Here is a 14027-nt window from a genome sequence, read left to right as displayed (position 1 = left end):
TCAACTCACATCCTTAATCGATCATATCAAAATGCATTACATCGTATCCTTTTTCCTTCAGGTATTTTGAAAATGCATTTCTTGCTATCACCCTATCGTTTCCCTGCCCCCCGCCAACGCTAATTAAATATCCGTTTCCAATCCAATGTATTTTGCTCCCGCAATATAACCCTGCATCATTTATAGCTTTAATCGTTTTCTTCTCATTCCAACGCGGCAATGTTAAAAATGTACTATCAAGATTTGCCGTTCCTCCATCATCGCCGGTTACAGCTTCTTTTGATTTCTGATGAGCTTCTTTTAAATCTTCTGTTAGCTGTTCATATTTTGTCATGATTTTTTCTCCACTTTCGGTTTTACATAGTTTTCTTCGCCGATATATGGAACGTCCCAACCACTCGGCAAACTGCACGGTTTATAGTTTTTCTCAAAGCAATTTACAAAGCAATCTTCGCACTTGTGATCTCTACACCAAGTTTTCATAATTGACGCGGCAAGTTTTGCTTCTGAACTTGTGATTTCCATCATTCTTCACCTTCATAAAATACGTTTTTGCTACATTCCATGCATTTGTCAGTTGGTTCATCGTTTTTATCTGATTTTCTAAAACCTACACATTTTCCGTTTTCTTCTCCTGGTTCACCATATATTGTTATAAGACTGCATCCTCCCGCCGTTTTACTTGCTAAGGCTTCTCTTTCTTTTCGCAATTCGTTCCATTCATCAATCCATTCTTTTGGGTATTTCTTTCCCGCGTGATTGTATTCTTTGGTTGCCCTGGCAATATCGTTCATTCTGTCTGTTAAAATGTTCATTTTCCATAAGTTATGGGGAGTAACGCCCCTTGGTGGCTTTCTTTCCATCAGTCCTCACCTTCCGCTGAAAGAAGTGCATCAATTAAATCATGGATTCCGCCGCCAATATCTAACATTTTATTTTCCATTTTTTAAATGCCTCCCTGTATCACCATCGTTGGCTGATGATTTTGCCAATCAATGATTTTCTGCTCTCTACGTTGTTTTTTGCGCCTATGTTCCTTTTGATGCCGTCCCGCCCGCTGTGTACGACATATATTGTTCATTGCCGTCCATGCAGTTGTATCTGCCATATATCCTGATCTCACTTATTCATGCACCCCTCAAAAATATTCTGTCCTACTAAATCAAATAGATCGTTTTGTGCCCGTCCTAATATCTCTCCTAAGTATTCTATCTGTGCCGCCCGATTTGCCACTCCTTGGGTGTTTCCTCCACTTTCGTCAATTTGTTTCAATGCAGCCACCTTTTCAATTTGTTTTTGCAATAGTTCCATGGTCGATTTTACAGCGTATATTCTGTGTTCTGTATCCGCCGGCAATTGGCTCCCAGATTCTTGGTATTCCTGTTTTTTCTCTTTTGCTGGTTTTGCTATATACCCGCCCGAAATTAACGATTTTTTCAGTGTTTCGTTCCAGTCAGCCATTTCTTGCAGTGCAGCCGCCCGTGCTTCTTCAACCGTGCTGTATGTTTCACCATATTCTGATGGCATATAGCTATGTCCCGACGTGCTCGTTTGGCAATCTATGCCATATCTATATTTACCGTCTGTGTAGTAACCAATTCTTATTTCTGCTTTTGTTTTATGGCTTTTTGGTAAAACCATAGTTTCTCTTTCGATTTTTCCGACTGGTTCGACTTTTTCTTGCAATTCAGGTATATTATTTTTATTATTTACATCGGAAAGTTTTACCTTACCGCCTGTTTGCTCATACACTGCTTTCTGATCGGCTGCCGACATGCCCGCCAATTCTGTTGCTGTTGTAAGTGCAATATCTCCATTTTTTAGAGAGCCTTTTAGTTCGGGTACCAAATTTTTATCTATTTTTTCTAACCGTCCTGCTGTCGTCGGTGATACATCCAATGCACCGGCAATATAATCTCTGAGCCGCCCAGGTAATGCATTTCCTAAATCTTTATATTCTTTCAGCACTTCTTTTAGCTGTCTGGTCTGTTCGACTCTTTCCCAATCACTGAGCTGTCGCATGGTTGCATTTGCAAAAAGCAGTTGTAGCCGCGCTCTTATTTTTTCTTCCTGTTCCCTTATAAGGCAAGGAACTTGGCGGAATTGCGTTTTACCTTCTTCTACAAGCCGATTAATGGCCATACAGCGACGATGTCCGGCAAGAATCCTATATTTACTACTGTCCGGTATTTTCGTTACCAGGATATTTTGCATGACTCCAAACATTTCAATGGTTGCCTTTAGTGTTTCGATTTCTTCTGTGCTATAAAAATTTTCTTTTGATGGCACAAGGTCTTTGATATCCAACATTTTCATAGCAGTTACCATATTATCCTGCGTTACTGTAATAGCTTGTTTACTGGTCTGATTCAGCATTTCGAAAATACTTTTCTTTGCCATGTGTCGCCCTCCTTTTTGTGTCCAAGTTGAACACAATTATTTTTGCAGATATTCTTTGACAAAGGCTTGATAATCTAGTGAAGCACGGCAATATCTTGAATGTCTCATGATTGGCATTTGATAGAATGTACTTTCATCGACTTTGACCGTGCGGTGTATGACTGTTTTAAACAATGGATATTCGGCTTTACTAGCCAACCATTCCGTACCATCTTTATTCGTCTTGTTGTTTGCGTACTGCGTCACAAGGCACCCTCTGAAAGTTAGTTGAGGATTCAGTCCTTCCCGAATTGAATCAAAGTATTCTATTAGCTGCTCAAGACCATCAAAAGCAAACTGGTCTATCTTTATCGGGACAATGACTTCGTCTGCCGCGACCAAGGCATTCATTACACCGATATTGATATCCGGTGCGTTATCGATAATTACAAAATCATAATCATCTTTCACAACTTTTAGTTTTTCACGCAATATGATCTGCTGTATCCGCGTTGAATCTAAAATCAACTTTTGATTTGCCATCATCAGGTCCATATTTGCACTGATAAGGTCTAAGTTTTTATATTTTGTATGCTCTATCACATCCCGAATATTGCATTTTGGATCAAGCAATACGTCTGATATTGTCTTTTTGTCATAGCCATGCAGGCCAAAGAATTTACTTGTGTTTCCCTGCTTATCATTATCGATTAGCAAAACTCGTTTTCCATGGACACTGACTAAAATATCCGCCATATTATCCGACGTGATAGTTTTGGCAACTCCGCCCTTAAGATTAATTACAGCAATTATTTTCATAGCATTTGCCTCCTAGCAGATAAGTCTATTACCTTCGCACTTTCAGACTGTTTAATTTGTTTTTTCTTGTGGGACGATGGAACGTTTTCGAAACCAACCTCTGCCGTACCAACATAAACACGCTCATTGGTTACTGGATCACGACGAAAAACCTTATAAATTCCTGGTTCTGGTGGTAAATCTAATTTCACATCATTCATTGCAAATATCTCCTTTTATTTTCGAATTTGTCTTAACAGCTTTCACGTTTCATATTCTTCGCCATGGATTTTTATAAAAATATAGTGTCGGTACGGGTACCCATCTTCTGTATATCCTTCGTATGTGTACCGCTTATCTAAGTAATACCCTTTTGGCGGCTTTGGTTTTCTCCATCTTTTTGCTTTTACTTTTTTTACTGTAATTTTTGGTTTTTTTAAATTTCTGCTTTTGCAAAATCGATCGGCATAAAGACGACGCTCTGGATCATAAAAACTTTCCAATGTATTTTTGATAATATATGCCGCAAGATCTGCGTGATTGATACGTGTATCCATCGGCTTAAAATTCATTGTTGGATATGGAGTTTCTTTTGTTCCTGCAATCGCTCTCCAAACCTCTGCAATCTTTCCTGCTTCAATGTAATTCATGACTAAATGAAAATGGACTGCTCCGCGTTTCCCCATCCCTGCCGCCATGATGTATTTCAGTTCTTTTCCCGCTTTTTTATAAATTGTTCTCATTCCGCGGAAAAATTTGCTTATATCGTTTTTTGCTTTCTCTATTGTCGGTCTGATCTTTGCCGGATAGGTCAAATATATCCACCAATCTCCAGCTCTAAAGTTTTGATTGATATACCACCGACATTTACTTTCAGCATTTTTGTCATTTTGCCGTTTTTGTTTTTCACTCGTTTCATTGCTTTTTGGGGCTACAGGAATTTTCAACCCTTTTCTCCCAGACGCATATTCGAAAATCTCAAATGTGTTTCCGGCTTTAATCTTCTTTCTCCAACGTCCCATATTGTCAACCTGCTTTTTAATTTTGTTTTACCATCTTGTAAAGTATTGATCTATCTATACTTTTTTTATAATATGTGTCGATAGATTAATACTTTTATCAAGTTATTTAAGCTCTTTTCAGGCTGACTTTTTACGCAAAATGTGCTATAATAATTACGTAAATATTTCGAAATCAGCCTATGAAAACAGCAGTGTTAGACGCGCTGCTGTTTTTGCTTTATAGGATTGTCTAATGGCAACTTCTTTCTTGGAGGCTGCTTTTTTCTTGCGCTGAAAACATACAATGCCAAAACATCCGGCGAAAATGTTCACAGTCCAAACAATGATTCATGCAAATCGTCCCTTCATACATGCGGCATACAACACCCGTCATGATTAAACTTCCACATATTAGGCAATGTCGGTTATTATAAAGCGGTGCATTTACTACAATTTGCGAATGATTTTTCATTGTCGGTCGACGACCATATTTGTATTTCGTCAACGCTTCTTGAGGTCTGCTCTTTAACCTGCATATATATTTACCCAAACTTATACATCCCCTTGCAGATATGTTTTTTAAGTACCTCGTCGGTTACTGAAATTTTGCACGGATAAACTCATCCGCGTTTTGACGGTTTCCTTTGATTTTATATGGTTCTTCTGTCAGCTTTGCCAATCTGGCATAACGCTGCCGATCTTTTAGTGGCGCACGTATCGGTTCAAGTTTGCTGCCAAAGCGTGCAACAAGTTCCTGCTCAATTTCTTCGATAGGCTTTACATCATTCAACATGTCCGGTGCCTCTTTTCTGCCTGTAACTTCGCAAGACCACCGACACGTTTTTCTGCGTGTATGCAGTATTCCAATTCTTTTTCCGTTAATTTTCCAACATACTGGTATCCCTCTTTGATGGGTCTATCCAATATATTGATTACATTCGCTTGTTGAGCGATTTCCAGCATTGTGCATGTATTTGGATTCATGCACTTTTCTCCGTACCGTTTCATTCTTGGGTAATGTGCAAAATTTGATTTACAAAATGTTTTCTTGCATGGTTTATTTTTCATTGTTTCTCCTGTCCTCCTCACAAATCGTCTTGAAGGCTTTTTCAAAGTCATCAAGTGTCGGGCTGAGGTATTGCATATCAGCCTCTCCAAGGAAGCGTAATAAATTCCCACGCTTATCTGCATCGCACATAACAATAATCACTTTTTCTTTTTCTTCAATTCGGGTTTGAATGGTATCCATTATTGCATCGCTCCTAAATAATGATTCACTCGTTTCTCCCCATCCTTCATCATGCTTTTTGCAAATTTTTTAGTTCTGCTAAATAATCAAAAGTTTTACAATGTTTTCTTACTGTTGGTTTGTTAATTCTTGGTCCTATTTTTTCTCTATCCATCATTTTTTTATTTCTATTTTTTGCCAAAACCATATCCGTTTCTTTGACATCAATTAAATATCTACGTCCAAGCTGATCACATGGAATCGTACCGTCTTTACACCAGTTTTTTACCGTTATAAGCGGATATCCAGAATAAGCTGCATACTCATTTGCATACATTTTTTTCTTAAACGTTTTTTCTTCCATTCAGCACACTTCCTTTCATAAATTCATATGGGCCGACAAGTTCATTTGACTGGTTAAATATAATTTCTCTGAGTGCAAAGGCTTTACCGAAGTAATATGCTTGTTTTGCATATACCGCATTGGAAATAATATTTCGTATAATACTCTGTAACTCATGGCGTGAAAGTTCTAACAAATTTTCAGCCTCACATGCTTCTAAATAGCCTCTTTTATAATCAGCATCTTGGCTTAAAAACATTCTATGCAACTTTTTTGCATAAATCATTGTTAAGTTTGACATATTAAATTCGCTCCTTGACTGCTTTTTATCAGAAATGATATAATAACAGTAATCACATAGTTATTTTGCTATGAGTCGTCTGTGCGCTAACGCAGGCGACTTTTTTTGTTTGTATAGCCTCTGTAATGTCTAGCCGATATCTACTATCTAACTCCATTACAAGATTTAATGAACAGTTCACCCGTTCTACAAGCTTTTCTGTCGCAGTTTTCAATTGTGAAAATTCATCTTCCGACAAGTCAGCCGCCGTTTCTTTATCAAGCAGCAGTACCGGCAAATCATCCAAAAGCCGCCCCGTTTCCTTATCCTTTGATTTCACGCGGATAATCATTGACTGAATATGCCGATCGACCTTTTGATACCCGAATATCTGACTTAATCCAGTTCCTTCAAGGGCGACAGTGCAAGCCATAATAAAGCTCTTGCTCGCAAGCTTTGCCCGTGCTTTTACTGGGATAGCTCTATCCCCTTTTACCGCTGAATAGAGACTGTCGACAGAATAACCAATCTCCGTAGCTAATGCTTTCGGCGGTATGTCAATCGCCATAATGGCCAACTGCAACATATCACCGATACTGTCTATCATTGGTACATCTAACATTGGTATCATCTTCCTTATTTTTGTTGAATTTAATAAACAAATTTAAACTTTTAAAGTGATGTCAAACAAAAGAGTATGTTTACTGCCATGCTCTTTTTCCATGTGTTTAATAATCTTCGTGGCACATTGCATCGCGCGATCTTCCAGTCGCCCTGTTATTGCAATTGAAATGTGCATTGTTGGTTTTTTGTAACTATTTTTTTTCAAATTCATTTAATCTCACTCCTTATTTTTGTCGGAATATCATGCGACTATCGGACAGCTAATGGTGTTATTGTATTTATTGAACCATCTTTCAATATTTAATAGTTCATGATTTGTGAACATCAGTATAAAAAGAAGCATCTAGTTCAACACCAAAACGTTTTTTTAAGTTAATTGCTATATTTTTTGATATATCTCGTCCCCCATTTTCTAACATACTATAATAACTTTTAGATATTTTTAGTTCTTTTGCCATATCAATTGGTTTTAAATTGTTATTCAAACGTGTTTTTTTTAAAATATTCATATTATCACTCCACTCAATGTTCACATTACGTAAACTCATTAAAGTTAGTATAGTTCATTATTTGTGAACCGTCAATGGTTTTTTAGAAAATAGTTATCTTATTGTGAACTTTTATTCATAAAGTTCACAAATTGTTGTATAGTTAATTTATTGGAGGTGCTTATATGAAAGATACTATCTCTTCTCTTTTTGGTCAAAAATTAAAAAAGTTGCGTGAAGACAACAACTACACTCAAGAAGATGTAGGTGCATGGTTTAATATGGGTAAATCAACTGTATCTCAATGGGAAAATGGTCGTATTCCACATGCCACTATTCTTACCACATTAGCTGCTAAACTCGGAGTAACTATTGATTATCTGTTAGGCTGTGATGTAGCACCCATATCAAATTCCAATATATCAGCAGAAGATTTAGAACTTCTACAGAAAATAAAAAATCTCCCTGCGGACCGGCGGGAGATTGTAGACACGGTGATTAAAGTTAGTGATACATCAGTAATAAAAAAAGCAGCATCCGAAAAGTAAAAATTTTTACCAAAAGAAATTCGAATTGCTCTTAAATGGAATAAAGCAAGTCATAACAGACGGAGGTGATTATTGAGCTTTTGAGTAAATTTTAACGAGGAGATGTCAGTGTGGAAATAATTGGGATGATTTTGTTAGGATTAGCCGTTTATGGCATTGTTTGCTTTTTTCAAAAAAGAGAAAAACAAACGATTCCCTCTTTAGTCCGTATTCATTATCCATTTTTTGCAATTGATGTAGAGACCGCTAATAAAAATAAAAACAGTATATGTTCTATTGCGATTGCATGGATTGAAAATAATAAAGTTTATGCTCGTCAATGGTATGTTAAGCCACCTACCACTTATTTTGAGTTCACTTATTTACATAATATAACATATGATATGGTCAAAGATATGCCTACCTTTGATATCGTATGGACTACAAAAATAGCACCTCTTGTAAAGAGTAAATTTCTCGCTGCTCACTATGCCCACTTTGATATGAAAGCAATTGACGATACTTTACGATTTTATAATCTATCGATACGGAAAAATAATTTTATTATTTATGACTCTTGTATTGCATCACGCGAAGCTTTTCCGAAATTACCTAATCATAAATTAAATACAGTATGTTCCTATTTACAAATACCTTTAGATCATCATGATGCTTTAAGTGATGTTATGGCATGTGCTAATATTTTAAACATAATTAATACAAAGTGTCCTCGTGCGATATCGTCTATGTTATTTGATCAAGTTACAGATAAACAAATGTATAATTCTTATTTCTTTAAATAAAATCTGCCAGTAAAGGCAATATGAGAGGTAATTATTTATGAAAAAATCTTTATTAACAATCTTATTTCTTTTATTTTTTTGCATACCTAGTACGAGTAACGCTTCATATGATTCTGCGGAATCAGGATTAGATTACGTAACTCGACTTCCACACACACAATTTTTACCGTCAAATGGTTCAACTCAAGATACTGACATAGGCATATCCATTACATTTGATAGTCCTATCTCTGCAATATCAGATGGCCCTAATTTAGATCATAATACCCAATACGCCGATCTTTCAAATAATTATGCTTTATCCGTTGCCGGTGTATTAGTAACATTTAAAAATAATACCAATAATTTAATGGTCTTAAAATTAGGTCAATCCAATATTAGTTTAGGTTCATTATCAGCAATTCCTTTTGTTGATGGCATGAAATATAAAGATGCTGGCAACCCATCAGCAACGCCAGATGTTATTTTGCCTCCACAAAAATCAATACGAAAAACAATTTATGCAGATTATTATCATTTGGATGATACAGATTGGATGGTAGATGGTGTTCCTGTCTTAAAAGACAACTCATTATATGCAACCCTATATTTAAAAGTTGAATCAAGTGATGGAGGCAGCCAGTTTATAACTGTCCAAACACCAAATATAGGAATTCCACAAAATACAGCTACTACTAAAAGTCACTATGATGCATCTTCATACCCTAATGGATTTTATAAATATTCTAAATAAGAAGAAAACGATTAAATGAAGGCAATGAACGTAACAATGGCAATAGGTATCGACAAAGAAATAAGAAGCATTTTAAGGAGTTGTAGAAAGCTACAATGATTATAAAAAATCCAAGTGAATTTAAAATTAACATCACTGGTTACAAAATTTATTATGATATTTTTATGTCTATTTTATCCATAGGCATCCTTGTTTCATTTCTTGCACAAAGTATAACAGATTTTTCTGATTTAGAAGCTACTATTGCAAATGAATTTGATTTTGATGTGTGGTTTATTTTTGTTGTCGATTATATTGTACGGTTGCTATTCGCAGAAAATAAATTCAGCTTTATCAAACATAATATAATTGACCTTATCGCTATAATTCCTTTTGATACGGTCTTTCAAGGATTACGCGCTGTTCGTTTATTAAAATTTATACGTTGTTTCGTCTATTTAGTTCGTGCCTATAATCGAATCAGTTTAATATTAAAAACAAATAATTTTCATCATATCCTGTGCTTTACCTTTTTAACGGTTTTCATGGGAGCTATTGCTATATCTTATATTGACAACATGGATATAGGTGATGCTTTTTGGTGGTCATTCGTAACTACTACAACCGTAGGATATGGGGATATTGCACCTCAATCATTTGGCGGTAGAATTGTAGCCGTTTTTCTTATGCTCATTGGAATTGGGTTTTTAAGTACACTGACTAGCACAATTTCGACTTTTTTCATCAATGGTAATGAAACGAGTAGCTACAGAAACGAAACTATTGATCAAATTATTTTTAAATTAAAAAACTTTCAAGACTTAACCGTTGATGATTTACAAGATATGCATGAAGTCTTGGTTTCATTAAAAAAGGCAAAAAATGAATAGATTTAACTGCATTTTCAAATAGGTTTAATTTTGCAAAATGTCCACAATAAAATTAATTTAATGAAAGCCCTAACCGTCAGAAAGGAACTTGTTTATGGTTACAAAAAAAAGAAGTATCGGCAATGGCGGCATAACGTTTGATAAAGCTAGAAATGCATACCGTACTTATATCACTACCCCCGACGGAACGCGTCTTTTTAAACGTTTCAAAGAAGAAGCCGATGCTATAGAATGGAAATCTACACAGTTACATCACATTCACAAGGGTACTTTTGTTCAGCCATCTGATATAACGATCGGAGAATGGATGATCGAATGGCTCACTACTTATAAGAAAGACACTGTTAAGCAGAGAACCTATGAACGTTATACCAGTCTCGCAAAACATGTAATGGCTATTGCAGATTATAAATTGCAAGATGTAAAACCACTACAAGTGCAGCACTTTTATAAATCTTTATCTCCACAACTTTCTGCCTGTACGATTGCTAAAGTTCACAAGCTTTTAAAAGATATGTATAACAAAGCTTTGGAACTAGAATTAATTCAAAAAAATATTATGACCATTGTAAAACCGCCCAAATTTGAAAAAAAAGAAGTTGAAACATTCACCTTATCTGAACTTGATACCATTTTATCATCCTGTAAGAACGATGCTGTGCTTAAAAAGTATTACCCAATCATTTTATTAGCCGCTACTACTGGAATGCGTTTAGGCGAGGTTTTAGGCTTACAGTGGTGTGATGTCAATTTCTTTGATTCAACCGTCTATATTAGAAAATCTCTGCAGCAGTCAAGTGCTTTAGGTTTAATCTTAGAAACTCCAAAAACGAAAACATCGATCCGCCGAATTAAAGTTACCCAGGAATGTATCGACGAATTAAAAAATCTAAAAAGCCATGCTAAAAATATAGATCACAAACAAGAAACACTTTGTTTCATCACACGAAATGGTACGCCGATTGCACCACGCAATTTTGAAAGAGTTTGGCAGTTATTATTAGATTCCAATCATGCGAATATAGATTATAAAAATTTTCATGTACTTCGTCATACTCATGCTACCGAATTGCTCGGTGCCGGCATTCCACTTTCTGATGTAGCAAAACGACTTGGACACAGCAAACAATCTCACACCTTAGAACTGTATGCCCATGCAATGCCCAATCATGACGAGATCATTACCAATGCTATACAAAAATTATATGTTGTTAAATAAAAAATAGGCACGATAACATATTCAAACATGTTATCGTGCCTAATAAAATAGTAGATTATATCACCTAATGCACCGAATAAAATTATTATTTATTTACATATAGTCATGAAAAAGATTGTATATCTTTTTCTAATTTTCTAGATTTTTTGTAAACAATATGTTTAAATTTATCTTTAATAAGTTCTTCCTCCCATCCATCAATTGCCATTCCATGTATTTCTTTTAAAAAATTTTTCATCTCATTCAATGTATACTTATCAAAATTAGGTATATATTGTGTATTGTGTAAATTTTTTATAATTTCGTTGTAAGTTCTCACGAATCGTTTTATTTTAAATTTCGAATTATCTGGAATTATAATATTATATCTTTTAATATATTTTTTAATTAACCAATCTAAATGATATAAAACAAATTCATCATTTATCTGTGAAAAGAAAAATAACCAACCATATTTATTTTTTTCATTTATACAACCTGTGATTTTTAAATTTAAATCCCAAATAAACAAATTTATATTTTTTCTACCTAAGTGCTGGTATTCTTCGAATGTACTTTGCAATGATTTTTCAAAATTTTTTAAAGATATGTCACGCACTCTTATATCAGATTTATTAATATTGTATCCTAAATATTCAAAACCATCATCGACAATTCCGCTCTTAAGTTTATTTTTATTAATTTCTAATAAGTATTTATCTTTTAACTCTAAAGTAATTTCCTCTTTTATAGTACTTAATTCACTATAGTTACACAAAATTAAAATATCATCCACATATCTAAAATATGCTATATTATCCTTTTCTAAATATATTTGATCAAGATTTTTCAAATATATTGATGCTAATATATTTGAAATTGGTATCCCCTGTGGAACACCACATTTATTCAACCCAATACTTTTTTTAGAGTATCCTCTTGACAGTGTAGGGTTTTCTATAGAATCTTTAATAAGCTTTCTAATATTGTCTTTTCTAATTTTTTTATGTAAAATCCCCATCAATAAATTATGATCTATTGATCCATAAAAATCACTAATATCTATTTTTATGAAACCATCATATAATCTAATTTTATTTGCTAATTCATAAATTGTTACTTGTACTAATTTATAATTTATTTCATCATATATTTCTAGTAAGACTTCTTTTAAAACCCCTAAAACCAACTTATCTTTAATTGTCGGTAGAGAAATTTGCCTTGTTTTATTTTTAGATTTTATGACCAATTTTTCTTTGTATGGAGTAAATTTATATATTTTATTGTGTATGTTCGCATATATGCAGTCTATATATTGATTTAAATTATTTTCAAAATATTTTTTTGTAATACAATCCAAACCTGGCATAGCATTTTTATTAGTATTATTTAAATAATATTCTCTTAAAAATCTCTTAGAAAATTTACGTTTAAAACTCTCTGACGCTGTAATAAAAATCCCTCCTTGACGAAATTACAGTATTCAATAAAAAAATCGATAAAATAAAAAAATTGGCAAAACAAAAAATAGTATACATATAATGACCCACCTAGTTCTATAAAAAATATCCTCAGCATATGTAAAAATACCCCATGATTTTTTTTCACTATCTCTTTGGGATGAAAGAAAATCTTCCATCCTATGATTTTCAGAACTTTTCAATAAAAACAAATATTCTTTTTCAATATCAATAATCTGCTGAACTTCATATTGATCATCAATAGTCATTTGCGTTATTTTTCTATAAAGTTCATCAAAGCCATGATAATTATATTTCAAACGAAGTGCCCGCTCCTTATAATTTTGTGACAATAAATACATTGAAAAAAAAGAAACAGTTATAGATGTAATCAATAACTGTTCAGATATAGCAGTATTTTGGGTTCCTAATTTGGCTAAAGACAAATTATATATTGATAAACCAACTAAAATCACTGAATAATATACTTGCAAAAGTTTCGTCCAACAATTCCATTTATCTAATCGCTCTGATGCATGTATTCTACATTTTCTAGTAATCCAAATTCGATTTTCTAAGCTATTTTTATAGTCAAACTTATCCATTAAATCAAACTCCTCTAAAAGATTAAGGGCCTTTGTATATGTTTTATATTCTATTGAATCTACACCTATATTAGCATGCAAAGTATAAATAACTTGTTGATTAGAAGGAAAAGTTCACTATTAGTACAATAAGCTAATAGTCATTTCTTATCGAAATAAAGGCCCTTATATATCATAATATAACATTAAGCATAATAATAACAAGTCATAATTAAATTTTATTAATATTTTTATAAAAATATTAATTTTTCCTCACCTAAGATCACCCACCATATACTCTATACTCAAGTCAATGTTCATTACCACTTTAACTTTGTAGTAACCACTTGATCCTTTCAAACCTCCTATCATTAAACGCTTTGCATTACAATAAAAAATGGGCACAATAACATATTCAATCATGTTATTGTGCCCATTTTGTGCCCGTGACTAACGGACTATTTCGTGTCCACTCTCGTGAAGCCTTGATTTCATTGGTGCGACTGCCGCGATTCGAACGCGGGACCCACGGCTTAGAAGGCCGTTGCTCTATCCAGCTGAGCTACAGACGCGATTTATGGTCGGAGCAGCAGGATTCGAACCTGCGGCCCCCTGGTCCCAAGCCAGGTGCTCTACCAAACTGAGCCATGCCCCGTCAACCACAAAGATTATTATATAGATTTGCAGGACGTTTGTCAACATTTTTTTATTT

24 protein-coding genes and 2 tRNA genes are annotated in these 14027 nt (G+C 34.2%); 5 read left to right on the top strand and 21 right to left on the bottom strand.

All coding sequences use genetic code 11. The features are described from left to right. Nucleotides 1–13 precede the first annotated feature (13 nt). The 17 genes from BMY14_RS11705 to BMY14_RS11640 form a co-directional block, all read right to left on the bottom strand. Nucleotides 14–334 (bottom strand): hypothetical protein, encoded by a 321-nt coding sequence (locus BMY14_RS11705; RefSeq protein ID WP_091831934.1) that lies wholly within the window; start codon nucleotides 332–334, stop codon nucleotides 14–16. Further along, entirely contained in the window at nucleotides 331–528 is a 198-nt protein-coding gene (locus tag BMY14_RS11700) for a hypothetical protein (RefSeq protein ID WP_091831932.1), read from the bottom strand. Before BMY14_RS11700 ends, BMY14_RS11705 begins: the two co-directional genes overlap by 4 nt. Beyond that, nucleotides 525–815, bottom strand: coding sequence for a hypothetical protein (locus BMY14_RS11695; RefSeq protein WP_177177575.1), 291 nt, complete (start codon nucleotides 813–815; stop codon nucleotides 525–527). Before BMY14_RS11695 ends, BMY14_RS11700 begins: the two co-directional genes overlap by 4 nt. Before the next feature lie 131 nt (nucleotides 816–946). Then, complete coding sequence (locus BMY14_RS20560) at nucleotides 947–1123, bottom strand: hypothetical protein (RefSeq protein WP_177177574.1); 177 nt, start codon at nucleotides 1121–1123, stop codon at nucleotides 947–949. Further along, on the bottom strand, nucleotides 1120–2400 hold the full coding sequence (locus tag BMY14_RS11690; protein ID WP_091831928.1) for a ParB/RepB/Spo0J family partition protein: 1281 nt from the start codon (nucleotides 2398–2400) through the stop codon (nucleotides 1120–1122). The genes BMY14_RS20560 and BMY14_RS11690 overlap by 4 nt, the downstream gene beginning before the upstream one ends. Before the next feature lie 36 nt (nucleotides 2401–2436). Beyond that, on the bottom strand, nucleotides 2437–3198 hold the full coding sequence (locus BMY14_RS11685; RefSeq protein WP_091831926.1) for a ParA family protein: 762 nt from the start codon (nucleotides 3196–3198) through the stop codon (nucleotides 2437–2439). Continuing rightward, on the bottom strand, nucleotides 3195–3398 hold the full coding sequence (locus BMY14_RS11680) for a hypothetical protein (protein ID WP_091831924.1): 204 nt from the start codon (nucleotides 3396–3398) through the stop codon (nucleotides 3195–3197). The genes BMY14_RS11685 and BMY14_RS11680 overlap by 4 nt, the downstream gene beginning before the upstream one ends. Before the next feature lie 42 nt (nucleotides 3399–3440). Then, a complete protein-coding gene (locus tag BMY14_RS11675; protein WP_091831922.1) occupies nucleotides 3441–4199 on the bottom strand; it encodes a rolling circle replication-associated protein in 759 nt (252 codons plus the stop codon). A 229-nt stretch (nucleotides 4200–4428) separates the two neighbouring features. Then, nucleotides 4429–4728, bottom strand: a complete 300-nt coding sequence (locus BMY14_RS20360; RefSeq protein ID WP_143063166.1) for a hypothetical protein — start codon at nucleotides 4726–4728, stop codon at nucleotides 4429–4431. 45 nt (nucleotides 4729–4773) lie between these two features. After that, complete coding sequence (locus BMY14_RS11670) at nucleotides 4774–4971, bottom strand: hypothetical protein (protein ID WP_091831920.1); 198 nt, start codon at nucleotides 4969–4971, stop codon at nucleotides 4774–4776. After that, complete coding sequence (locus BMY14_RS11665) at nucleotides 4965–5162, bottom strand: hypothetical protein (RefSeq protein WP_143063165.1); 198 nt, start codon at nucleotides 5160–5162, stop codon at nucleotides 4965–4967. The genes BMY14_RS11670 and BMY14_RS11665 overlap by 7 nt, the downstream gene beginning before the upstream one ends. Before the next feature lie 73 nt (nucleotides 5163–5235). After that, nucleotides 5236–5427, bottom strand: a complete 192-nt coding sequence (locus tag BMY14_RS11660) for a hypothetical protein (RefSeq protein WP_091831916.1) — start codon at nucleotides 5425–5427, stop codon at nucleotides 5236–5238. A gap of 49 nt (nucleotides 5428–5476) precedes the next feature. Further along, entirely contained in the window at nucleotides 5477–5770 is a 294-nt protein-coding gene (locus BMY14_RS11655; protein WP_091831914.1) for a hypothetical protein, read from the bottom strand. Next, entirely contained in the window at nucleotides 5751–6050 is a 300-nt protein-coding gene (locus BMY14_RS11650) for a hypothetical protein (RefSeq protein ID WP_091831912.1), read from the bottom strand. Before BMY14_RS11650 ends, BMY14_RS11655 begins: the two co-directional genes overlap by 20 nt. A gap of 52 nt (nucleotides 6051–6102) precedes the next feature. Continuing rightward, complete coding sequence (locus BMY14_RS11645; protein ID WP_091831910.1) at nucleotides 6103–6651, bottom strand: hypothetical protein; 549 nt, start codon at nucleotides 6649–6651, stop codon at nucleotides 6103–6105. 42 nt (nucleotides 6652–6693) lie between these two features. Next, nucleotides 6694–6864, bottom strand: coding sequence for a hypothetical protein (locus BMY14_RS20555; RefSeq protein WP_177177573.1), 171 nt, complete (start codon nucleotides 6862–6864; stop codon nucleotides 6694–6696). Between the two features lie 97 nt (nucleotides 6865–6961). Then, nucleotides 6962–7162 carry a helix-turn-helix transcriptional regulator gene (locus BMY14_RS11640; RefSeq protein ID WP_177177572.1) on the bottom strand — a complete coding sequence of 67 codons (201 nt, stop codon included), beginning with the start codon at nucleotides 7160–7162 and terminating at the stop codon, nucleotides 6962–6964. 164 nt (nucleotides 7163–7326) lie between these two features. On the opposite strand from BMY14_RS11640, the gene BMY14_RS11635 reads away from it, so the two are divergent. The 5 genes from BMY14_RS11635 (at nucleotide 7327) to BMY14_RS11615 (ending at nucleotide 11292) form a co-directional block, all read left to right on the top strand. Next, a complete protein-coding gene (locus BMY14_RS11635; RefSeq protein ID WP_091831906.1) occupies nucleotides 7327–7689 on the top strand; it encodes a helix-turn-helix domain-containing protein in 363 nt (120 codons plus the stop codon). 110 nt (nucleotides 7690–7799) lie between these two features. After that, nucleotides 7800–8471, top strand: coding sequence for an exonuclease domain-containing protein (locus BMY14_RS11630; RefSeq protein ID WP_091831904.1), 672 nt, complete (start codon nucleotides 7800–7802; stop codon nucleotides 8469–8471). A gap of 37 nt (nucleotides 8472–8508) precedes the next feature. Next, nucleotides 8509–9204: a hypothetical protein gene (locus tag BMY14_RS11625; protein ID WP_091831902.1), complete on the top strand. Its 696-nt coding sequence runs from the start codon at nucleotides 8509–8511 to the stop codon at nucleotides 9202–9204. 95 nt (nucleotides 9205–9299) lie between these two features. Further along, on the top strand, nucleotides 9300–10073 hold the full coding sequence (locus tag BMY14_RS11620; protein ID WP_091831899.1) for a potassium channel family protein: 774 nt from the start codon (nucleotides 9300–9302) through the stop codon (nucleotides 10071–10073). A gap of 94 nt (nucleotides 10074–10167) precedes the next feature. Beyond that, nucleotides 10168–11292 (top strand): tyrosine-type recombinase/integrase, encoded by a 1125-nt coding sequence (locus BMY14_RS11615; RefSeq protein ID WP_091831897.1) that lies wholly within the window; start codon nucleotides 10168–10170, stop codon nucleotides 11290–11292. A gap of 103 nt (nucleotides 11293–11395) precedes the next feature. On the opposite strand, the gene BMY14_RS11610 is transcribed toward BMY14_RS11615, so the two are convergent. From BMY14_RS11610 to BMY14_RS11595, 4 genes are all read right to left on the bottom strand, one after another. Then, nucleotides 11396–12640 carry a reverse transcriptase domain-containing protein gene (locus BMY14_RS11610; RefSeq protein WP_091831895.1) on the bottom strand — a complete coding sequence of 415 codons (1245 nt, stop codon included), beginning with the start codon at nucleotides 12638–12640 and terminating at the stop codon, nucleotides 11396–11398. Between the two features lie 114 nt (nucleotides 12641–12754). Next, nucleotides 12755–13336, bottom strand: a complete 582-nt coding sequence (locus tag BMY14_RS11605; RefSeq protein WP_091831893.1) for an SLATT domain-containing protein — start codon at nucleotides 13334–13336, stop codon at nucleotides 12755–12757. A 474-nt stretch (nucleotides 13337–13810) separates the two neighbouring features. Beyond that, nucleotides 13811–13887, bottom strand: a tRNA-Arg gene (locus BMY14_RS11600). Nucleotides 13888–13893: 6 nt separating this feature from the next. Next, nucleotides 13894–13970 (bottom strand) — tRNA-Pro (locus tag BMY14_RS11595). Between the last annotated feature and the right edge of the window lie 57 nt (nucleotides 13971–14027).

The organism is Propionispira arboris (genome assembly GCF_900109225.1).
Classification (GTDB): Bacteria; Bacillota; Negativicutes; order Selenomonadales; family Selenomonadaceae; genus Propionispira; species Propionispira arboris.
This window is presented reverse-complemented; position numbering and strand designations above follow the sequence as displayed.

What these genes read in the sequence shown, in the direction of transcription:
- BMY14_RS11675 (WP_091831922.1), bottom strand. Translation starts at nt 4,199, where the DNA reads ATGGGACGTTGGAGAAAGAAGATTAAAGCCGGAAACACATTTGAGATT.
- BMY14_RS11700 (WP_091831932.1), bottom strand. Translation starts at nt 528, where the DNA reads ATGATGGAAATCACAAGTTCAGAAGCAAAACTTGCCGCGTCAATTATG.
- BMY14_RS11680 (WP_091831924.1), bottom strand. Translation starts at nt 3,398, where the DNA reads ATGAATGATGTGAAATTAGATTTACCACCAGAACCAGGAATTTATAAG.
- BMY14_RS11645 (WP_091831910.1), bottom strand. Translation starts at nt 6,651, where the DNA reads ATGTTAGATGTACCAATGATAGACAGTATCGGTGATATGTTGCAGTTG.
- BMY14_RS11705 (WP_091831934.1), bottom strand. Translation starts at nt 334, where the DNA reads ATGACAAAATATGAACAGCTAACAGAAGATTTAAAAGAAGCTCATCAG.
- BMY14_RS11660 (WP_091831916.1), bottom strand. Translation starts at nt 5,427, where the DNA reads ATGGATACCATTCAAACCCGAATTGAAGAAAAAGAAAAAGTGATTATT.
- BMY14_RS11695 (WP_177177575.1), bottom strand. Translation starts at nt 815, where the DNA reads ATGAACATTTTAACAGACAGAATGAACGATATTGCCAGGGCAACCAAA.
- BMY14_RS11625 (WP_091831902.1), top strand. Translation starts at nt 8,509, where the DNA reads ATGAAAAAATCTTTATTAACAATCTTATTTCTTTTATTTTTTTGCATA.
- BMY14_RS11605 (WP_091831893.1), bottom strand. Translation starts at nt 13,336, where the DNA reads ATGGATAAGTTTGACTATAAAAATAGCTTAGAAAATCGAATTTGGATT.
- BMY14_RS11640 (WP_177177572.1), bottom strand. Translation starts at nt 7,162, where the DNA reads ATGAATATTTTAAAAAAAACACGTTTGAATAACAATTTAAAACCAATT.
- BMY14_RS11690 (WP_091831928.1), bottom strand. Translation starts at nt 2,400, where the DNA reads ATGGCAAAGAAAAGTATTTTCGAAATGCTGAATCAGACCAGTAAACAA.
- BMY14_RS11650 (WP_091831912.1), bottom strand. Translation starts at nt 6,050, where the DNA reads ATGTCAAACTTAACAATGATTTATGCAAAAAAGTTGCATAGAATGTTT.
- BMY14_RS11685 (WP_091831926.1), bottom strand. Translation starts at nt 3,198, where the DNA reads ATGAAAATAATTGCTGTAATTAATCTTAAGGGCGGAGTTGCCAAAACT.
- BMY14_RS11665 (WP_143063165.1), bottom strand. Translation starts at nt 5,162, where the DNA reads ATGAATCCAAATACATGCACAATGCTGGAAATCGCTCAACAAGCGAAT.
- BMY14_RS11620 (WP_091831899.1), top strand. Translation starts at nt 9,300, where the DNA reads ATGATTATAAAAAATCCAAGTGAATTTAAAATTAACATCACTGGTTAC.
- BMY14_RS20555 (WP_177177573.1), bottom strand. Translation starts at nt 6,864, where the DNA reads ATGAATTTGAAAAAAAATAGTTACAAAAAACCAACAATGCACATTTCA.
- BMY14_RS11610 (WP_091831895.1), bottom strand. Translation starts at nt 12,640, where the DNA reads ATGCCAGGTTTGGATTGTATTACAAAAAAATATTTTGAAAATAATTTA.
- BMY14_RS11635 (WP_091831906.1), top strand. Translation starts at nt 7,327, where the DNA reads ATGAAAGATACTATCTCTTCTCTTTTTGGTCAAAAATTAAAAAAGTTG.
- BMY14_RS11615 (WP_091831897.1), top strand. Translation starts at nt 10,168, where the DNA reads ATGGTTACAAAAAAAAGAAGTATCGGCAATGGCGGCATAACGTTTGAT.
- BMY14_RS11655 (WP_091831914.1), bottom strand. Translation starts at nt 5,770, where the DNA reads ATGGAAGAAAAAACGTTTAAGAAAAAAATGTATGCAAATGAGTATGCA.
- BMY14_RS11670 (WP_091831920.1), bottom strand. Translation starts at nt 4,971, where the DNA reads ATGTTGAATGATGTAAAGCCTATCGAAGAAATTGAGCAGGAACTTGTT.